This is a genomic window from Bacillus cereus group sp. MYBK95-2, assembly GCF_051915225.1.
Taxonomy (GTDB): domain Bacteria; phylum Bacillota; class Bacilli; order Bacillales; family Bacillaceae_G; genus Bacillus_A; species Bacillus_A cereus.
Genome location: NZ_JBQAEH010000011.1, coordinates 1 through 20001, shown reverse-complemented (window position 1 = coordinate 20001; position 20001 = coordinate 1). Strand labels below are relative to the sequence as shown.

Below are 20001 nucleotides of genomic sequence, written 5' to 3'. Positions count from 1 at the left end.
GTAGTACTTATGGGGAAAACATTATTTATTGCTGAAAAACAGAAGGTAGCTGTTGAATTATTAAAATCACCTAGATTTAGAAACTCTCAAAAGTATTCGGGAAGTATGCCGTATTATGGCTACTATGAAAATGAAAATTACATTATTAGTTGGTGCCGGGGGCATTTATTAGAGTTAAAACATCCGGAAGAGATGGATTCCAAGTATAAGGTATTTAAATTGGAACATTTACCCTTAATTTATCAGCCAGTTTATAAAGTAAAAAAAGAGTATGCTGAGCAACTACAAACACTTGTTAAACTGTTGCAGCGTCATGATGTTGACCACGTGGTAAACATATGTGACGCTGATCGAGAGGGAGAATTAATCTATAGGGAAGTATACGAGTACGCTGGGGTAAATAAAAAGCAATCTCGTGTATACAAGTCATCTTTTGAGGCAGCAGAATTAGAAGGAGCATTGAATCGATTAGAACCATTAACGGATTATGATGGGCTTGCAAAGTCGGCTAAAGCAAGGCAATACCTGGATTATATTCTAGGGATTAATGTTACAAGAGGATGTACATCCAAACTAGCAAAAAATCAATTTTTATTGGCTTCTGGTCGTGTTCAAATGTGTATCTTGAATGAAATCCGTCAGAGGGAAATCGCTATTCAAAATTATAAAGAACAAACCTATTACAATTTGAAGCTACTAACGGAAAACGGTTTATCACCAGTAATGAAAACAGAAGATCAACTGATAGATCCATTGCCACTACAAAAGCTTGGAGATAGCTTGAAAGAAACGAATGTAATTGTAACGGAATTTAAAGAGAGTACGAGAAAAAAGAAACCAAAATTATTATATAACTTAACGGATATCTACAAAGATGCTCACGCCAAACTGAAGATAAATGCGGAAACAGCAAAAAAACACATTCAGAGTTTGTATGAAGAAGGCTTTATTACTTATCCTCGTTCTTCATCCAGGCATTTACCTACTGAGCAAGTGGATCGAGTGAAAGAAGTAATGGCAGCATTAGAAAAAAGCACCTATGCAAATCTCGTACAACAAGTAATCCCATCTTCTATTACAAAAAAACACACTACATTTAATGATGAATTAGTCAGTAGTCACTTTGCTATCATCCCAACAACAAAGTTATATGCCGGAACCAACCGAGAACCATTAGAAAAACAGTTATATGACTTAATTGTAAAACGATTTATCGGGAATTTTATGAAACCAGCAATCTACCTGGTAAGAGAAGTGCATTTTATAGATCAAGAGGGCAACACATACAGTACAAAAGAAAAGATCCTACAAGAGAAAGGGTTTCTAAGTGTGTTTCAAGAGGATATAGAAGAGGGATCAGTTGAAGCATTCCAGATACCTATTTTACAAGAAGGAGATTCTTTCAGAATCGTTCAGTATGACTTGATTGAGTCTCGAACGAAGAAACCAGCCTTTCATACGGAAAGTTCCATTTTAACCTTTATGGAGACGGCAGGGCGTAAATTAGATGATGAACATTTGAAAGAACTTATGAAAGGAAAACGGATTGGGACAGTCGCAACGGAAGAAACGTTTATTCCAAAACTGTTAGAGCGAAGCTATATTGATGTTACCAACAGTCAGATTCGAACTACTAATATTGGTCGTGCGTTTATAGATGCTTTTCCGGTAGGTGAAATCAAAAATCCAGCTTATACGGCTGAAATGGAAGGGATGATCTACATGATCGAAAAGAATGAAATGAAATATGAGGAATTTGTGGAGAAAACAAATACGTTTGTAAAAGACACAGTGGAACAATTAGGCGCAATGGATGATAAGGTGTCGGATAGCATTATTAATACCTGGAATCAGCAGATTGAGGTGTGCAAATGCCCTTGTAGAAAAGGAAAAATCCTTCATAAAGGAAACTTTTACGGGTGCAGTAATTATCCGGAATGTGAAATCTCCTTACCGAAAAAAATTAAAGAAAAAGCGATTCCAGAAGCGCAAGCGAAAAAGCTTTTTGAGGATAAAAAAACAGATCTTTTAAAAGGATTTAAGTCCAATGAGAAGGAGTTTTCCGCTTATTTAGTGTTACATGAAGGAAAAGTTAAATTTCAGTTCCCAACACAAGAAGAGCTGTCATTTGGTAAATGTCCAAAATGTAAAAAAGGGGATATGCTTCATCGTAAAACATTTTATGGATGCACAGAGCATAAAAATGGATGTGATTTTATGTTACCAGCCAAAATGAAAGGGAAAGTAATCCCTGGTAATCAAATGAAGAAGCTACTTCAGTATAAAACAACAGATTTTATCAACGGCTTTCAAGGAGAAAAGGGAGAATTTACAGCAGCTATCTATATGGAAGCGGACGGAAGTTTGAAATTCCGTTTTCCAACGACTGAAGATCGTACCATTGGTAAATGTCCATTGTGTAAGAGTAGGGTTCTTGTAGGGAAAAGTAACTACTTATGTGAGAAATACAAAAAAGGCTGTGACTTCATTATTTTTGGTACATTCTCTGGTAAAAATTTAAGTAGTAACCATGTGAAAAAGTTATTAGAAAAGAATGTAACGGATCAGATTAAAGGGTTTATCTCGAACAAAAACGGAAAGAAATTTGACGCTCGCTTATCATACAGCGTACAGGAGAAGCGATTAAAATTCTTATTCGGCAAATAAAAATGAAATGTATCAACTATAAATGTAACAAGATAAAAGAGTTCTTTACTATATAGGAAAAATAACGCAAAAGCACACATGACAAACCTATTATCATTCATATTATACGAGGTTAAGTAGAAAATTACTTATAGAGGGAGTATCTCAAAACATGCGTCATAAATACACTAATTTCTTACATATAAATGGTATAAGGCTTGTCTTATAAAATTAGTTTTTGCAAGAAAGGAGATATACCTTGAAGAAAGTATTGTTATTTGGCGATCCAGGTATTGATGATTCTCTAGCTATCATATATGGTCTACTAAATCCTAAGATTGAAATTGTTGGAATTGTTACAAGTTACGGTAATGTTACCAAAGAACAAACAACTCGAAATGCCTTATACCTTTTGCAATTGGCTGGAAGACAAGATATCCCTGTTATAAGTGGTGCAACTTTGCCATTTTCCAATGGGTTTACTACTTATTATCCAGAAATCCATGGCGCAGAAGGGCTTGGTCCTATTCGGCCCCCTGAAAGTATAAAAACTATGTCTGTTCATGATTTTAGCTTAATCCCTAAAATTATTGAAAAGTACAAGGAAGAGTTAACAATTATTGATGTAGGAAGATCTACTTCCCTTGCGATGGTATTAAATATTTGGAAAGAACTAATGCAAAGTGTAAAGGAAGTATATATCATGTCGGGAGTGTTCTTACAACCAGGAAATGTCACATCTGTAGCGGAAGCCAATGCGTATGGTGATCCTGTTTCAACACAGTTTGTAATTAATCAGTCAAAAAATTTAACAATGATTCCTTTAAATGTAACAAATTCGGCTGTATTGCTCCCGAACGAAGTGAATTATATTGTGGAATATACAAATAGTCCATTCAAATCACTAATAAAACCAATTTATGATTATTATTACAGTGCCTATAAAAAATTGAATAAAAGTATTAAAGGGGCTCCTTTACATGATGTAGTTGCAATGAGTGCAATAGCTGATCCTAGTTTTGTTCAATATGTGTATCGTAAAGTAGAAGTTGATGTAAAATCTTTCAAAGGACAAACGATTGCTGATTTCCGTCCAGGTGCAGAAGCTACAGGGGTTCGCATTGGGTTAAAATTAAATCAAAAAAACTTTATTAATGATTTTATAGAGACAATGGTTGGGAATCACAGATATTAAATAGAACAATTCATTTCCCTATATAGTAAAACCCTGTGAAAAGTTAAATTTGAGGCCGACGATAATTATATAGTAAGAAATAAAAAAATCTAAACTCATTCAAAAATGCGGTGATTAAGCGTCTTGTTAGTAAAGATTTTTTTATAAAGACAGCAATTAAAAATTGAATATATCAACTATAAGTAGCAAAAGAGGACTAGGAAACGGAATAGTCCTCTTTTTTATTTCATTTTATAGAGTAAAGGGGGGATTCCGTAATGGCATATGTCAGTGCGGAGGATGCGATGAAAGCAAGAAACGTTGACTTGATTTCATATCTGGAAGCAAAAGGAGAAACGTTTAAGAAAGAAGGAAACTATTATCGTCATACGGAACATGACAGTCTCATCATTAAAGGGAATCAGTACGCCTGGAATAGCCGAGGGGAAAAAGGGTATGGAGCGATTAGCTTTGCCATGATGTACTATGACATGACATTCCCACAAGCCGTGATGGACATTCAGAAGGGGGATTACAAAGAGTTTGATCGTTCAAAAGCGGAAGAGGAGCGCAAAAAAGAGCAGCAGCCGTTTAGTTATCCCAAACACTTAGAGGTGCCGAAGCAAACAGAAATCAAGCGATATTTAATTGACGAACGGAAAATAGATCCTCGCTTGGTGAATTGGTTGATTAAAAAGGATCTCATCGCCCAGGATAAGAAAAATAACGTAGTGTTTAAATGGAGGGAAGAAGGGGGCAAAGGGAAAATCATTGGAATGAACCGCCAGGGTACGGTCAAAATGGAGAATAAAAGGGGAAGTTTTAAGCAAATTGTCCCGAATTATGAAAAAATCAATGCCGGTTTTACGGTTGATGTAGGTAAACCCGATAAGATTTATTTTTATGAAGATCCAATCGACATGTTATCTCATTGGAGTATCAAGCAAAATAAGATACAAAACGCTCGCCTGGTTTCTATGCATGGATTGAAGTCAAAAACAGTGATTCAATCTTTAATGGATGCGAAAAAAGAAGGGCACGATATTAAAGAGGTCATTATGGCAGTTGATAATGATAAAGCTGGGAAAGACTTCATTCAGACAATGAAATGCTTTGTCGATCTTAAAGAGGATATCCCAACGAATGAAAAGGATTGGAACGATGTCCGGAAGAAACAAGTGAGTGAGCAACAGGCAAAAGAAACAGCCCAACCAAAGAAAATGAAACCAATTAAAGAGGTGGAGCGAAGTGTCTAATCTACCAGAAATGCCAAACATATTACAAATTTTGATATATGGTTTTATCCTTTATGTTCTTTTTCGTATTTGTAAATTCATGTACCGGAAGATCCAGGAGCGAAGAATATTAAAGCGAATGGCTAAGTCCGGTATTCGTTATATAGACAAAATGGACGGACATCAATTCGAAGTGTACCTAAAAGCTCTCTTTCGAGAGTTGGGTTATTCTCCAACAGTTACAAAACAGTCAAATGATTTCGGAGCGGATCTGGTGTTAAAGGGGAAAAATCGTATTGTAATCCAGGCAAAACGCTACGGGATGAAAAATAGAGTTGGCATTAGTGCTGTACAAGAGATATATGCAGCACAAGCCTATTACAAAGCACACGAAAGCTGGGTTGTAACAAACAGTGTATATACAAGACAAGCGAAAGAATTAGCGGAAGCTTGCAATGTAAAACTAATAGATCGTGTAGAACTTCAGAAATTGATTAATAAAATCAATCCCGAATATTCGGCTGAAGATGTGTATCAAGGGGTAAAACCTGCAGAACGGAAATGTCCAACATGTAAACATGATTTAGTCATTCGAAATTCGAATAAAACAGGTAATAAGTTTTTTGGCTGTTCACAATATCCCACATGTACACATACAGAACCAATTAATACATGAGCTGTGATGAAAATCCAGCTCTATTTCTTTTTATTTAGGCTCTGTTAAAAATACTGCAAATGAATAATTCGCTATTATTTGCGCACTCTAATCCATATTATGCAGTAAGTTTGGAGTCAATTTTATGTTTAAACGGAAACTTTTAATGGCATTTTGTGGAGTTATAATGGTGGTTTTATTTACATCCCCAATAGAAGGAAAGGCTGAAAATATATCTAATAAAAATTTTTATGATTCTTATAATACTTTATTAGCTCCATACGCAAGTAAAACTATCCGAAGTAAACTTGGGCCAGATCACCAGTATAGTTTAACGGATGCAAAAATTATAAAAATTGAGCGTTCTCAAAAATATACCTTTACCTTTATTGTAGTAGCTAAATATAGAACGTATACCAACGCTCACAATCCACCTAATCATATTGTAACAATAACTTATAATGTTAGTCCAAGTGGAGTAAAAGTTATTGATTTCAAACAAAAAAGAAAGTAAATGAATTTTCCGCTGAAGATGTGTATCAAGGGGTAAAACCTGCAGAACGGAAATGTCCAACATGTAAACATGATTTAGTCGTTCGTAATTCAAATAAAACAGGAAATAAGTTTTTTGGTTGTACTCAATATCCTACATGTACACATACAGAACCAATCAATACATGAGCTGTGAGGAAAATCCGGCTCTTTTTTTATTTGCTTAAAGAATACATGAAAAAATTAGTTTAACTAAAAAATAACCCTTCAGATTTGCTTGTATGGGGTTTTGATGAAATTATTAATATAATAAGTCATTTTCGTTGTAAAAATGCATGTAAAGGGAATTAGGGGATTTAAATGCGTTTTTAAGTTTTTTAGGGAAAATAAAAAGGGTAGCCATTATTTATGACTGAACCCTTTGTCTACGATCTGACGAATTGCTTCGTTTCGGTTCTTCAGCTTATTTTCATGCCAATAATTTTCTATTTGTTCTACTTGTTCTTTTGTAAAAGTAACTAAAATTTGAGTGTACTTGTCTTTATTAACAGCCATATTACAACCTCCCCTATAAAAACAATTATAAGTTATATAACTTTATTGAGGAGGTTATTATATGGAACGGAAAGTTAAAAAGATGATGGCTGATCTTCAATTTATTATGAATCATGGTCAAATCAGTGTAGATTTTATGGATTTAGGTTATCAAAGAATGCTTTTTAGTGCATTAGAAGCTACCGGAAAAAAGTTTAATGTGCATACCAATGAACATAATGAAACAACGTTGTTCTTAGAGGTAGTTTAGTAAATTTACGCAATGAGGAGCTGTTAATAATGGAGCAGTTAACCATTTTTGACGTAATGGATGAAACTAAAAATAAGCTTTATGAGGTATTAGAGAAAAATGGATTAAATTATAAGATTCGTAAGTACTATTTATATTCAGATTACCAGGGAGCTGTTCAATATTACTATGTAAGAACAACTGATAATACAATTATTGACTTGTGTCTCTCGGATTTTCCAGAAATCTTCGCTGTCCATGAAGGATTTAGTGATAAACAAATTAGAAAGATTTACAACTGGAACTTATAAGTTATATAAATGACAAATTTAATTATTGGAGGAATGGAAAATGAAGATTGCTGTATCGGAATGGAAAGCATTGAAAAAAGAAACAAAGTTAAAGTTATTGCGTTATGCGATGTTAGAAAGCAAGTATAAGTATGCAAAATAAAAGCTCTTCATTTGCAAAAGCAAACAAAGAGCAAAGACATGAGTGACCATCTGGGAAAGAAATTGGCACATTTCTTTCCCTCTTATTTTAACATATAAAAAGTTGTAGAGAAAAGGGGCATGTAGAATGGAAGAAGGTCGTATTTCCTTTCAGCAAAGGGTTAAAGAAGTACTTGTTATGATCGTCAGTTTTTGGGTCATTATGTTTCTTATGTATGGCGAAATCCTGTTACAATAGTTAAGAATAACTTGGTACAAATTAATAATGAAATGGAGAAAGATACTAGATGAAAGCAACCGGAATGACTAGAAAAGTAGATGAATTAGGACGTTTAGTACTTCCAAAGGAACTTAGAAATACACTTGGTATTAAAGAAAAATCACCATTAGAGATTTTTGTAGAAGGGGAAGATATTATTTTACAGAAGTATCAGCCTGGTGGTGTTTGTGCATTAACAGGAGAAGTGTCAAATCGTAACATGGCATTAGCAAATGGTAAGATAACATTAAGTCCAGAAGGTGCAGAACTATTACTAAAAGAAATAGAACAGTATCTTGTAAAATAAGTGCTCCTTTCAAGGGGCTTTTTTTATGGTTAATATAATAATTTCACGTACCGTAATAATTTAAAAAACAAGAAAATACAATAATAGTCTACATTTAATCTTGTGTAGAATTAATCAGTTAAATGGAGAATGTATATTATATTGGGGATAGATTTCTTGCGAAATATGTACCTAGAGCAGTATTTCGATTTAAATGTGATACGATAGTGATATATTCGTTTTGCTAGTAAAAGGGGATGAGTTTCGATGAAAAACCATATAAAAGTAAATGGAAAAATCCTTCAAACAAATAAAAAATGGTCACATCTCAAGCAAAAACAAAAAGAACATATTTCTAATTGGTTACGTAGAGAATATACACAGTTTGTAAAAACACATCATAGAAAACCTAAAAGGTATGAACATGATGAGATTCTTCATGAAGTGATGAATCAAATACAGGAACGTGAAATTTGGATTCCTTATGGTGAAGTAAAAAAATATTATCTAAGCAAAATAGGAAGATGGTTTAGAAAAATAGAAAGTGAATGGGAATCACAAATATCCAACAGTGAAAAGCAACAGGTATTAGAAGAAAAGTAAATACAAAGAAACCAGGGGGGCGCATTTCATGTTTAATTTACAAGAAGATATGTACGAACAATTGAAAGAAAAAAAAGGGGAAGTTACTGTATATTTAAAGAATGGCGTTCCAGTACGTGGGCAGATCCTTGCAACAGATAAATTTACCCTCTTAATGATGGTTCATGGTAAACAACAACTAATCTACAAACAAGCAATCTCTACACTTGCTATATAAAAAATGATTGTATGCTATTAAAGGAGAGGAATATATTGATTTTTTTATTTCGATTTGACATAAAAGATGATGGAATGGATTTTATCTTAAACGAAAAAATAGCTGAAGATATGGTTCCTTACTATGATGAAATGCTTAGACCGCTTGCCGCTTCTTTAAGTCAAACATTAAACTTTTATCGAGCTTTTAGTAAACACCCTACCATTCTATCTTGTCGAATTTTAGATAATAATGAACTGGAAATTATGTTGAGTAAAGGATTGGGACAGTATATAGATCCATACACTAAAAACCAAATTATTTTCGAAAATGGAAAATTAATAGCAGATATCTTAATGGAAGTTATGAACCACCAAACTATATACCGTTAAATTATATTATAAGGGGTCATCATACATGCCCATCGACTTAAGAAATTAGGATTTCCGTTCTTAAGTCAATGGGCATGGGTTCACCATATTAAAAAAAGAAAATTGTACGTTTAGATACAATTTTGACACGTTTCGAGACGTTGGTGTACGTTAAGGCTAATTTTTAGCTAAATAAGGACTATCCGGCACTGGATATTCTAAATCAAAACCCTTTCATTATTTTCCCTGTAAAATCCTTAGTAATTCCAAAAAAACGTTTTTTAAACGAAATTTCTTGATAAAAATTTCGGATAAGTGTTGGATGGATATCATCATATACCAGCTTATTAATTAAAGCTATTACTAATTCCATAAGCATAATATATCTATCGTCATCATACCGAGTAATTTTCCCCTCTATTTCATTGCACAAACTAGGACTACTTGCAACAAAATGGGATTTACATTTAAAAGGTCTAACGCTATAAATTGAACATTCTCCCTTTGTAATATTAATAAAAGGGCAGGGCTCCATAGAATTTTTTCTATCTCTCCAAAGTGATGAAGGAATTTCCTCTCTGACTTTCTTTTCTTTTAAATTATGCTTAATATTTTTTTTGATTTGTTTATCCATATATCTACTAATTCTTTGTACTTCTATTTTTTGAAGTGCAACATCCTGAAAACAACATGCAGTACACCCTTTTTGACACGGGGCATTTTTTTGTAATTGTCGTATTGCTGGATCATATACTGTGTATAACTCCTCGATGAGTTCTAAACCAACCTCTTCATCTATAGAGTTACAGTATTTCAATTTTAATAAAATTTCTTTAATAGTTTCAAGTAAATTTATAGTTAAACTCACATTTTCATACAAGAAATTCCCATCATCAAATTCAAAGCCTTTCACCCATTTATCTCCTGAATCCTTATGACAATTTTTAAATTTCAATCCAGAACCACAAGGGCAGGGATCATTTCTTTTGATTTCTATAACATCTCTATAATTATCCCGAATTGCAATTGCTGTTAAATATTCCAATTGTGTCATGCCTTCCATTTTTCCAACTCACCTCTCGAATAAATTTCCTGATATATACTTTCATTCAATTATAAGTCATAACATTAACAATTTTCAGATGCTTAATGGATTCAGTCTCGTCTATTTTGGATACTATCTTATGTGAAATGGCGATATTATTTTTATATTGGATAGATTTCTTGCGAAATATTTACCTAGAGTCGTATTTCAATTTAAATATGATAGTATTACACTTAGTATGAGCCTTATATTTTATTATTTTGTACTAATCATGGGGGAAGTATATGCGTAAATTGTTCAGTGGAAAACGTGTACTAGAAAGAGAAACAAACGAAGGTTCATCGTATTTTGTGGTACCAGAAGAGAAATTTCAGAAGTATGTGGTGCTATGGGGATATTTAATCCCACACGGAGTTTTCAATCAGCCTAATAAATGGGTAAATACATATACGATAAACCCTTTGGATACATATGTTTTAGTAACAGAATTCAATCCTAAAGAGTATGAATATATGATTTATGAAGAAACAAGGGTTGCTAGACAATTGCATCAAATATTAGAACCTTATGGAATAGATATTAATAATGAATTTGAAAAGTTCGTAGAGTTAGAAGAGATTCCTGAAGCAGCCATAAGCAAAGTAAAGGATTGCTTAATGGAAAAAAGGTGTATGAATGATTATCCAGAAGACTTTCCAGTAGTCGACGGCTATGAATATATAATTGAGGGCGAGAAAAAGAAACTCATTATTGAAACTGAAACTTATCATAATGATGATACACTATATGACCAAACGGGGTATTTTGATCGCAGTTATATCGTTGAAACTTATCGTAAGACAGTTACAAATGGATTTATTTATGTATTTAAAACACATGACAATAGCTGGTATCAATATTATGCAGAAGGCGCAAGTAAAGACTGTTGGATCATGAAAGAAGTATATGATGATGAGTTAGACGATTTACCAATTTCATCTTATGAACTTATTGAAACAGAGAAACGTGAAATTCCAGAAGAAGATTTAAAAGCTAATATTAGTTGGGAAGAATTACTCGATCCGAATAGGGAATGTGATTTCTATTACTCTGATAAAATGTTTGCAATGAGTTTCTTAGCTAATGAGGGAAGATATAATGTAGTAAACACTGACGGGGAATGGAAAAGATATAGTGAAATGGTCTTTAAAGGAGAAGAACCGTTTTCTAAATGGGATGATTTAGTATATATTGGGACGGCTAAACAAGGGGCAACTGAAGGAAGACAATTTACCCAAAAAGAAATGATGCAATTTGCAGTATATATGCGAGAAAAGAGAGAGAAGTCATCATTGCATTAATCAAAAGGAGTGTACAAATATGGACTTTTTGTACTTATTACCATTTATTGTTATAGTATTTGTTATTTTAATGTTTATATTTCAAGTTCGTCAGCAAAAAAAAATTAGAGAACAAATTTTCGGATTAGCTAATAATACTTTAGAGTTAACGACTAAGGAATTTTTAGAAATGAGAAATAAAAGTTTCGGTGGAAAAGGAAGAGCGTTGTATTCTAATAATTATAACTTCGCAGGAGTGTATATATTACATAATAAATCTAAAGATTTATATTATGTGGGACAAGGAAAGCAGGTTTTAAATCGAGTGAACAATCATTTCACTGGAAAGGGTAATGGAGATGTTTATGCAGATTACAAATACGGAGATTATTGGACAATCAAGATGATAGCTCTTGAAAAAAGTGGTTTTAATACTTTGAATGAATTAGAAAGGTATGCAATTGAAACCTACGATGCTTATAAAAGAGGCTATAATAAAACCAGAGGAAATAAATAATATGTTTTAATTAATTTGGTTCATGGTAAACAACAACTAATCTACAAACAAGCAATCTCTACACTTACTATGTAAACTATAATATAAGGTGCCCCGCCAGCATTTCGGTAAAAAACCACGCTAAGAGTATACAAAGTTTTATGCAAAAAATAGGGAGACATAGGGAACTATAGGGAAGCCAAAAGTTGCCCTAAAATAGGAATGTATAAAAAGATGCATAGATCCATAGAACAAAAAAAGGAGGAACCCTTGTTAGAGTAGGGTTCCTCCTTTATCCTTGCTACCGATAATAGGACGTTATGTTAACCGATCGTGAATAAAATATACATATTAAAATGAACTATCTTATAAACAAATTCATGTGTAAACTTTAAATGAGCAACAATTTCTACAGGGGGGAAATAATATGATGTTTCCAATAGGAGAACAGCCAAAAATTATTAAGTACTTAAAAACATTAGAAAATATACCTGATGAGTTAGCGATAGATGGAAAAACCAAAAATCTAGAAAAACTGGCATCATTCTCTGAAATCAATAAATTATGGATTTTTACAGTGAATCAAAAACAATTCGAGACGATCCTCAATTACATAAAGCCCAAAATTCTTTACATTTATGAAATGAGAGTAGAAGATTTATCACCACTTGAAAAACTCACTGACATTGAAGAATTACACATGTGTTGGAATACAAAAGCAACAACATTATGGGATTTGACTCAAAACATTAAACTCATCTCATTATCAATAGAAGATTTCTCAAAACTAGACAATGTAGAACCCTTAATACATTGTGAAAATCTTAAAAAGCTTAATTTATCAGGAGGAATATGGAAATCACTCAATATTTATACATTAGAACCTTTAAAATATCTGGCTAACCTTAAGGAGCTTACTTTAATGAATATTAAAGTAAAAGATGAATCTTTAAAACCCCTGTCATACTTGTATCAACTACAAAAACTAAACATATCAAATCAGTTTCCAACTGAGGAGTATGCAAGGCTTTCAGTAATTCTTAAAAATACTAAATGTGATTTCTTTCAACCTTACATTAATTTTCCAGATGATTCTATTGATGATAAAAACATAATGGTAGTTGGAAAGCGTAAACCTTTTCTCAACTCTGACACTGATTTAAAGAAAATTAAGAAGTACGAAGAACAATTTAAGATATTCCAAGACAAATATAAGAACATATTGGTTGATGATATTTAACTTCCGAGAATGAGACGTCATGTTAACCTATCATGAATAAAGTATGCATTATTTCTAACATGGTATTATAAAAATAAAAATACCTACTTTAAGGGGAGATAACAGTTTACATGGTAACGCAGAACATACTAGATCAAATTATTAAACACACCATAGTTCCTACTATGAAAAACGAAGAGTTTAAAAAGTCAGGAAAGAATTTTTATAAAGGATTACAAGAGTTGGGCTGGTGTTTGCAGCTTCAGTCAAATAAATGGAATACAGTTGAACAAGTAGAAATGAGGATTAATACTGGAATTTTTATTCCCTTTTTATATAAATTAGAGTGGAAACAACCCTTGCCAAAGTTTCCTAAAGAATATGATTGTATAGGACGAAAAAGTGTAGGTGAATTAAAAAGCTTAAAACAAGATTATTGGTATCAAATCGACACAAGTACCGATATAGATCAGCTTTCTCAAAAAATTAAAGACGACTTGGAAAATACAGTTTTACCATATTTTGAAGACTATCAAACACTTCATGGAGTCGTTGAAGGTATTCAAAATAAAAAACTAAGTCCAGGCGGCTTCCTTAACTATGCCATATTACTAGCTATGATTGGGGAAATTGAAACAGCAAAACGATTACTTGAAAAGGAATATAGAAGTACATCATACGGTTCACAAAGAGCTGTAATAAAAAGAATTTCTAAAGAATTAAGCATTGAATTACAACTTACGAAATAACATATCTTTTACTTCCGGTAACGAGAGGATTATGTGAACACAAAAGTCTTCCAGTTAAACGATCTGGGGGACTTTTAATAGTCTTCTAAATACATTGAATCCTAATAATGATACATTATGTTAACCGTTTTAAATATGATATACATTAAATGGCTTCTCTTGTAGAAACTATTTGTTTTTTTGTTTTAAAATACCCTTTAATAGAATAATTAATGGAGTGATATGAACATGGGAATTTTAATAACTGTAGGATTAATATTGTTAGGTCTCATTTTTATTTGTCTAAGTATTTATAAATTTGTAAAAGAAATTAAAGAACAAACAGTAAAGAAAAATAAATGGGATATTGTATGGGGAAGTATTTTAGAATTATTTAATAATCCGCTATATGGAGCACCATTTTATTTTCTTTTGGGAGGATTTTCTTTGATAATAGGTTTTTTGCTCCTATTTATGGGTATAGGATGGATAGAAATATAAATTGGATAACTTTGCCCATCCACCGAAAAAAGGGAATAAGCTTAATTCATAAGAAAGTTAAGTGCTATGTCAAAAAGTGTACTTTGTGACATAGCTAAAAATGTAGAATTTTTTATTTCAAAAATACAACTTATCTATATTTGAAACATGTCATTCCAATTGTAGAAGATTTGAAATGCATATTTTAAAGTTTAATCTAAGTCTAATTTGGAATATTTTGTCTTAATCCCCCTTTTCGGGGGATGGGCAAAAACATCCATATTACAAATTAACAAATAAAAAAAGATAAGATCGGAGAGTAGGATCTTATCTTTTTCCCAAGGAGAAAAATATTAAAACTATCTTATTATTCATAATATTATATTAAAAGCTGAATTTCTATATACATTCTAGATTTTAATATAATATCTATATTGAGAAATATATTGGAAATCCGACCATAAATAATTTTCAAAACCCAATGTAAACTTTTACCCATTAGTTTACTTTCAAATTTGTTAAAAGAAAAAAAGACAACTTTACATTAGTCGCCCTTTTTCTAAAAAATCATGTTAAACCAATTGAATGATTAAGCATTTATTTTATTTAAGATTGAAACCTTATTTGTAGTAAATAATACATAATCTTGCTTTTTAGTTTTAATTACGATGCGATCAGTTGTGTTATAAGCTGTCCCAATTCGAATTGCATCTAATTTTTCAACACCAGCATAAGTATCATCTTCAGTAACTTCAATAATTTCATTTAATGGAATACTAACTTTTGCTAATTGCCATTTAATAATTAATTCCTCTGTTGTTTTTATAACATCAATACCCAACATATTACCAAGACCTTTCCATTCTATTTTCTAAATATAATTATAAATCAAATAATTGCATTTGTAATTAAGTATCTTTATTGAATATTTATGTTTATTAATGATATGAATACAAAATTTTTTACCCATTTCCCAATGTAAACTTTTATCAAAAAGTTTACTTTCATTTCCCCTTAAACATTAACTTTTATCTAGTTATATCGATGTTATAAAAAAAGACAAAAAACTATACATTCAAATCACTGAAAATAAAGGTATTGAAAAGTAGATGGATAAAAAGAAACATTTAATTGATTTACAACCAATTCGGAGCATAGAACAGCTCGAAGATATGAAATGGTCTCTTAAACGTCATTGTTCAGATTGTGATATTTTTTCCTACTTGGGATTAATACCAGATTACGTGTAAGTTACATCTAAATTCAATACGATCGAGTTTAGAATGTAAAAAGAAAAAATGTAACAGAAATGTTCGTTTTTATTACAACGGTTAACTTAGCAAAGATAGGCACTTACAGCAAAATGAATAATTGGGTAAAAGAAGGAATACTTTTGTATTTCAAAGAATTTTATACTTATTGAATATTTAATAAGTAAGGGGCTTACTGCCAGTTAATATAAGTTTCACTATTAAAAAAGGAGGTAAATTAGAGTCAATAATGAAGAAAGAAACAAACTTTAATTCATCGTTGAAATCGAATGCGCAAAGCAGAAATCTAGTTTCAACAATTACACATTTCCCTAGTACCTACGTAATTTTTGTTTTTGGTTTACTGATTTCCAGAATGGGTGATTCCCTTTATACGTTTGCTCTTCCTTGGATTGCCTACAAGTTAACTGGATCAGCAATAATCATGAGTTCACTTTTTGCTATCGGTGTATTACCTATTGTTTTATTTGGTCCAATCGTAGGAGTATTAGTGGATCGTTTTGATCGGCGCAAATTAATGTTGGTTGCTGATTTAGGATGTATTATTTTAGTAGCCTTAATTCCTATCCTGTATAACTTGAGTGTACTTCAACTTTGGCATCTATATGTTGTTTCTTTTATTTTAGCCGTACTATCGATGTTATTTGACGTAGCGACTATTACAGTAATTCCACAAATCACAGGTCAATCGTTAACAAGGGCCAATTCCGCATACCAAATGGTTAATCAAATTGCTAGTTTAGCAGGACCCGCATTAGCAGGTATTGTAATTGCTATAATAGGTGGGATTAATGCTCTCTGGATAAATGCTATTTCATTTATAGCTACTTTAGTTGCTGTATTACTATTGCCGACATTAGAAAAGAAGAAACCTACAGATAGAGCAAGAACACTATTGCAAACTATAAGGAACGATATGAGAGAAGGGCTTAAATGGTTAATGAATGATCGCCTTAACCTTGCTTTATCTCTTCAAGCAATGGTGGGAAACTTTGGCGCTAGTGCTGTATTAGGTGGGCTTATGTATTATTTGCTTTCTACATTAAATCTATCTGCTGAAGAAAGTGGGATTAATTATACTTTAATCGGGGTAGGTGGTCTTTTAGGAGGTATCATTGTTATTCCACTTGAACAATGCTTTCGAAGGGGAATCCTTATTCCAACCCTTCTTGCTGTGGGAGCGATTGGATTGACCTATGCAATATGGAGTGAATATTGGCTTGCGCCAGGGATTTCATTTGGTCTTGCTATGATTTGTAATATAGCCTGGAATACTATTGTAGCATCCGTCCGACAGGAAACAGTCCCCACCGATATGCAGGGAAGAGTTTTAGGGTTTTCGCGTGTGCTTACTCGTTTGGCTATGCCATTAGGAGCATTAGTAGGTGGATTAATTTCCGATTTTAATCCGGTTGCAATATTTGTTTTGGCATCAACTACAAAGATCATTGAAGTTATTATCGCCCTTACTAGTCCTATTCGTAAACTATGAGAAAAAAGCCAATTTCCCTAACATGCGGGAAATTGGCTTTTTGTTTATCGTGATGTAGCATTTTTACTTGAAAAACTAATGATGAAATTATAATACAGCTTATAATCCGTTATTACACGTATCTCGGCTGAATCCCAATCTATTTAGTATTTAATTGGTATATTTTGTCTTATTCACCCTTTTCGAGGGATGGGCAAAAACACCCAGGATATGATAAAATTAAGAATATACGTTCGGTCGTTGTAGGGTTATTATAATTTAAAGGGGGAGAAATATTCACAAGTTTGGAACTTAGATAACCTATTCCCAGGTGGAAGTGAATCATCTCAATTAAGTGAACATATAAAAGATTTAGATGTTGAGGTCAATAAATTTGAAGAAAAACTGAATTTTTTTAATACTCCACGAAACATAAATGAATCAGAAAAAGTTGCAGATTTACTTGATTACATAGGAGACATTCAAATTCATATATCACAAGCTAATTCTTTTATAACCTGTCTTCTTGCTCAAAATCCTAAGGATCAACATGCTATAACATTAAAAGGAAAAATAACAACAATACATACTCGTTTTGAATCTGCATTGAAAAAAGTGAAAAATACTTTAATAAAAACGAATCAATTTTTGTGGGCTGACTTACTTAATACTGATGTTTTAGCAAATTACAAGTTCATACTAAATGAATGGCGTAAGGATACTAAAATGAAACTTTCAGATGAAGAACAAGATTTAGTGTCAGACCTTATGGTAGATGGGTATCATGCTTGGGGGCAATTTTATAATTCGTTTATGAGCAATATTAGAATTAAAGTTCAAATAAATGGTCAACAAAACGAATTATCAGTGGGGCAAGCTATAAATTTACGTTCACATCCTAACGAAGAAGTTTGTAAAGAATCTCATATTGCTTTAGAAAAGAAGTGGAGAGAAAACGAAGAATTATTTGCGAAAATATTAAATCATATTGCAGGATTTCGATTATAAGTTTACAAAAATTGTGGCTTAGATAATGTAATAGAAGAACCCTTAATGAAAAATCGAATGAAAAAGGAAACACTAAATGCAATGTGGTCTGCGGTTAATAAATTCAAAGCCCCCTTCACTAACTACTTAAATCAAAAAGCAAAAATGAATGGTCATGAAAAAATGAAATCATTTAACTTTTGGGCGCCTGTTACAAAGAGTGATCAAAAAATAGAATACGAAGATATTGTTGATTTCATATTGGAGCATTTTAGTCAGTTTGGAACGGAACTAGAGAATTTTGCTAAACAGGCTTTCAATAAAGGTTGGATAGAATCAGAAAATCGCTCTAATAAGTCAGCTGTTGCTTTTTGTGCCGGGTTTCCACTTTCGAAAGAATCAAGAGTTTTTGTGACATATGACGGTACGTTTACAAATCTATTAACACTAGTTCATGAGTTAGGTCATGCCTTTCATAACCATGCAATGAAACCAATTAATGGAATGAATAAACAGTATCCAATGAGTATTGCCGAAACTGCTTCAACATTTTCTGAGATGATTATTTTAGATGCTGCAATGAAAAAAGCGGAATCTACTAATGAAAAATTGTTTTTACTTGATGAGAAATTAAAGCGTAGCGTCATGAATTTTATGAATATTCATTCTAGATTTTTGTTTGAAAAGAAATTTTATGAGGAACGTAAAAAAGGAATTGTTTCATCATCACGCTTAAATGAAATAATGCAAGAAGCAATAGATATAGGGTATGCTGGTTCCCTTGATAATGCTTCACTCCATTCATGGATATGGACACCACATTATTATATTACACAATCTCCTTTTTACAATTTCCCTTATACATTTGGATATTTATTTGTATTAAGTATATTTGCAAACGCAAAAGAAAAAGGGAAAGAATTTGAAAAAGACTATTTAAAATTGCTTCGTGATTCAGGAAGTATGTCGACAGAAGATTTAGTAATGAAACACTTAGGAGAAGATATCACATTAGAAACCTTTTGGGAAAAAGGGATAAAATTATGTGTTAAAGATGCTAATGAATTCTTAAAATTAACTTCTTCACAAAGTAAAGTGTTTCAATAAATATAAAATACTGGAGGAAATAAAATGACTCAAAATGGGATTGTTTTAGTAGTTAGTATATCAGTATTTAAAGATGATAAAGTCTTAATAATAAAAGAAAATAAACCAACTGCCATTGAGAAGTGGAATTTTCCAAGTGGACGTATTGAATATGGTGAAGACATTTTCTATTCAGCTTGCAGGGAAGTAAAAGAGGAAACAGGCTTTGATGTAAAACTTAATAGCACAACTGGTGTATATAATTTTATCAGCAGTACAAACACTCAAGTTGTCCTATTTCATTTTAATGCCGAGGTTACTGGTGGTTCATTGTACCTTGAAGAAGAAATCTTAGATAGTAAGTGGATTGATATAAATGAGCTAGTGAAATTTGATAATAAAGAACTACGCGAGCCAAGGGTATTAAAGCAAATAATAGATAATTTATTAGCAGAAAAGGTACATTCAATTAATATTTATAATAAACAATTGGGTAAATAATGATGATTTTGCTAATTGTAGAATTCTAATTTAATAGAAATCCCAAAAGTCAGTTTCTTAAGGTATAGGAAATCGGCTTTTTCTTTATAAAATTTTGCTTAGCGTACGAAATTCGCGTTTTGTTGGTGCTACCCCATCGCTATCAAGCTAAGCTCATACAACGTCAATCATAGTAGAGGTTGCTTTTTTTTCTAAAGGCTACGTGTAGGAAATTTAAAGATTTGCATATGAAATAAACCCTAACG

The 20001-nt window shown here is 32.2% G+C and carries 21 protein-coding genes and 3 pseudogenes; 21 read left to right on the top strand and 3 right to left on the bottom strand.

The annotated features are described in order from the left end of the window. Positions 1-9: 9 nt before the first annotated feature. The 6 genes and pseudogenes from ACTFN4_RS25985 to ACTFN4_RS25960 form a co-directional block, all read left to right on the top strand. A complete protein-coding gene (locus tag ACTFN4_RS25985) occupies positions 10-2667 on the top strand; it encodes a DNA topoisomerase (RefSeq protein ID WP_439962983.1) in 2658 nt (885 codons plus the stop codon). A gap of 238 nt (positions 2668-2905) precedes the next feature. Then, entirely contained in the window at positions 2906-3841 is a 936-nt protein-coding gene (locus tag ACTFN4_RS25980; RefSeq protein WP_439962981.1) for a nucleoside hydrolase, read from the top strand. Between the two features lie 257 nt (positions 3842-4098). Continuing rightward, positions 4099-5076: a DUF3991 domain-containing protein gene (locus tag ACTFN4_RS25975; protein WP_439962980.1), complete on the top strand. Its 978-nt coding sequence runs from the start codon at positions 4099-4101 to the stop codon at positions 5074-5076. Next, complete coding sequence (locus tag ACTFN4_RS25970; protein WP_439962979.1) at positions 5069-5731, top strand: restriction endonuclease; 663 nt, start codon at positions 5069-5071, stop codon at positions 5729-5731. The genes ACTFN4_RS25975 and ACTFN4_RS25970 overlap by 8 nt, the downstream gene beginning before the upstream one ends. Before the next feature lie 124 nt (positions 5732-5855). Beyond that, positions 5856-6224 carry a DUF3888 domain-containing protein gene (locus ACTFN4_RS25965; RefSeq protein WP_439962978.1) on the top strand — a complete coding sequence of 123 codons (369 nt, stop codon included), beginning with the start codon at positions 5856-5858 and terminating at the stop codon, positions 6222-6224. Further along, a pseudogene (locus ACTFN4_RS25960) lies at positions 6218-6391 on the top strand (topoisomerase DNA-binding C4 zinc finger domain-containing protein); the annotation flags it as partial. The gene ACTFN4_RS25965 and the pseudogene ACTFN4_RS25960, both read left to right, overlap by 7 nt. A 213-nt stretch (positions 6392-6604) precedes the next feature. Here the strand turns inward: ACTFN4_RS25960 and ACTFN4_RS25955 are convergent. Further along, on the bottom strand, positions 6605-6757 hold the full coding sequence (locus ACTFN4_RS25955; protein WP_439962977.1) for a hypothetical protein: 153 nt from the start codon (positions 6755-6757) through the stop codon (positions 6605-6607). Positions 6758-6818: 61 nt separating this feature from the next. Here ACTFN4_RS25955 and ACTFN4_RS25950 point away from each other — a divergent pair, with 61 nt between their 5' ends. The 6 genes from ACTFN4_RS25950 to ACTFN4_RS25925 all read left to right on the top strand — a co-directional run bounded on the left by ACTFN4_RS25950 (position 6819) and on the right by ACTFN4_RS25925 (position 9174). Next, positions 6819-7007, top strand: a complete 189-nt coding sequence (locus tag ACTFN4_RS25950) for a hypothetical protein (RefSeq protein ID WP_439962976.1) — start codon at positions 6819-6821, stop codon at positions 7005-7007. A 29-nt stretch (positions 7008-7036) separates the two neighbouring features. After that, positions 7037-7297: a hypothetical protein gene (locus tag ACTFN4_RS25945; RefSeq protein ID WP_439962975.1), complete on the top strand. Its 261-nt coding sequence runs from the start codon at positions 7037-7039 to the stop codon at positions 7295-7297. 428 nt (positions 7298-7725) lie between these two features. Beyond that, entirely contained in the window at positions 7726-8004 is a 279-nt protein-coding gene (locus ACTFN4_RS25940) for an AbrB/MazE/SpoVT family DNA-binding domain-containing protein (RefSeq protein ID WP_439962974.1), read from the top strand. A gap of 246 nt (positions 8005-8250) precedes the next feature. Next, complete coding sequence (locus ACTFN4_RS25935; protein WP_439962972.1) at positions 8251-8586, top strand: transposase; 336 nt, start codon at positions 8251-8253, stop codon at positions 8584-8586. A gap of 28 nt (positions 8587-8614) precedes the next feature. Further along, complete coding sequence (gene hfq / locus ACTFN4_RS25930) at positions 8615-8803, top strand: RNA chaperone Hfq (protein ID WP_086401219.1); 189 nt, start codon at positions 8615-8617, stop codon at positions 8801-8803. A 35-nt stretch (positions 8804-8838) separates the two neighbouring features. Then, positions 8839-9174, top strand: coding sequence for a hypothetical protein (locus ACTFN4_RS25925; protein WP_080990965.1), 336 nt, complete (start codon positions 8839-8841; stop codon positions 9172-9174). A 202-nt stretch (positions 9175-9376) separates the two neighbouring features. Here the strand turns inward: ACTFN4_RS25925 and ACTFN4_RS25920 are convergent, their stop codons facing one another. Continuing rightward, positions 9377-10216 (bottom strand): SEC-C metal-binding domain-containing protein, encoded by an 840-nt coding sequence (locus tag ACTFN4_RS25920; protein ID WP_439962971.1) that lies wholly within the window; start codon positions 10214-10216, stop codon positions 9377-9379. Positions 10217-10482: 266 nt separating this feature from the next. On the opposite strand from ACTFN4_RS25920, the gene ACTFN4_RS25915 reads away from it, so the two are divergent. The 5 genes from ACTFN4_RS25915 to ACTFN4_RS25895 all read left to right on the top strand — a co-directional run bounded on the left by ACTFN4_RS25915 (position 10483) and on the right by ACTFN4_RS25895 (position 14461). After that, positions 10483-11538 (top strand): hypothetical protein, encoded by a 1056-nt coding sequence (locus ACTFN4_RS25915; protein WP_439962970.1) that lies wholly within the window; start codon positions 10483-10485, stop codon positions 11536-11538. Positions 11539-11557: 19 nt separating this feature from the next. Next, entirely contained in the window at positions 11558-12034 is a 477-nt protein-coding gene (locus ACTFN4_RS25910) for a GIY-YIG nuclease family protein (protein ID WP_439962969.1), read from the top strand. Between the two features lie 406 nt (positions 12035-12440). After that, the gene (locus tag ACTFN4_RS25905) at positions 12441-13253 is read left to right on the top strand and encodes a leucine-rich repeat domain-containing protein (protein WP_439962967.1); all 813 of its coding nucleotides are present in this window, start codon (positions 12441-12443) and stop codon (positions 13251-13253) included. Between the two features lie 110 nt (positions 13254-13363). Next, a complete protein-coding gene (locus tag ACTFN4_RS25900; RefSeq protein ID WP_439962966.1) occupies positions 13364-13981 on the top strand; it encodes a DUF4304 domain-containing protein in 618 nt (205 codons plus the stop codon). Positions 13982-14209: 228 nt separating this feature from the next. Then, positions 14210-14461, top strand: coding sequence for a hypothetical protein (locus ACTFN4_RS25895; RefSeq protein WP_439962965.1), 252 nt, complete (start codon positions 14210-14212; stop codon positions 14459-14461). 568 nt (positions 14462-15029) lie between these two features. Here the strand turns inward: ACTFN4_RS25895 and ACTFN4_RS25890 are convergent. Further along, a complete protein-coding gene (locus tag ACTFN4_RS25890; protein ID WP_087966600.1) occupies positions 15030-15284 on the bottom strand; it encodes a SunI/YnzG family protein in 255 nt (84 codons plus the stop codon). A 265-nt stretch (positions 15285-15549) separates the two neighbouring features. Between ACTFN4_RS25890 and ACTFN4_RS25885 the strand changes: the two are divergent. The 4 genes and pseudogenes from ACTFN4_RS25885 to ACTFN4_RS25870 all read left to right on the top strand — a co-directional run. After that, a pseudogene (locus ACTFN4_RS25885) lies at positions 15550-15692 on the top strand (tyrosine-type recombinase/integrase); the annotation flags it as partial. 248 nt (positions 15693-15940) lie between these two features. Continuing rightward, positions 15941-17203, top strand: coding sequence for an MFS transporter (locus ACTFN4_RS25880; RefSeq protein WP_439962964.1), 1263 nt, complete (start codon positions 15941-15943; stop codon positions 17201-17203). Positions 17204-17797: 594 nt separating this feature from the next. Further along, positions 17798-19276: pseudogene (locus ACTFN4_RS25875) on the top strand (M3 family oligoendopeptidase). Positions 19277-19300: 24 nt separating this feature from the next. Then, positions 19301-19756 (top strand): NUDIX hydrolase, encoded by a 456-nt coding sequence (locus ACTFN4_RS25870; protein WP_439962963.1) that lies wholly within the window; start codon positions 19301-19303, stop codon positions 19754-19756. Positions 19757-20001: the final 245 nt, after the last annotated feature.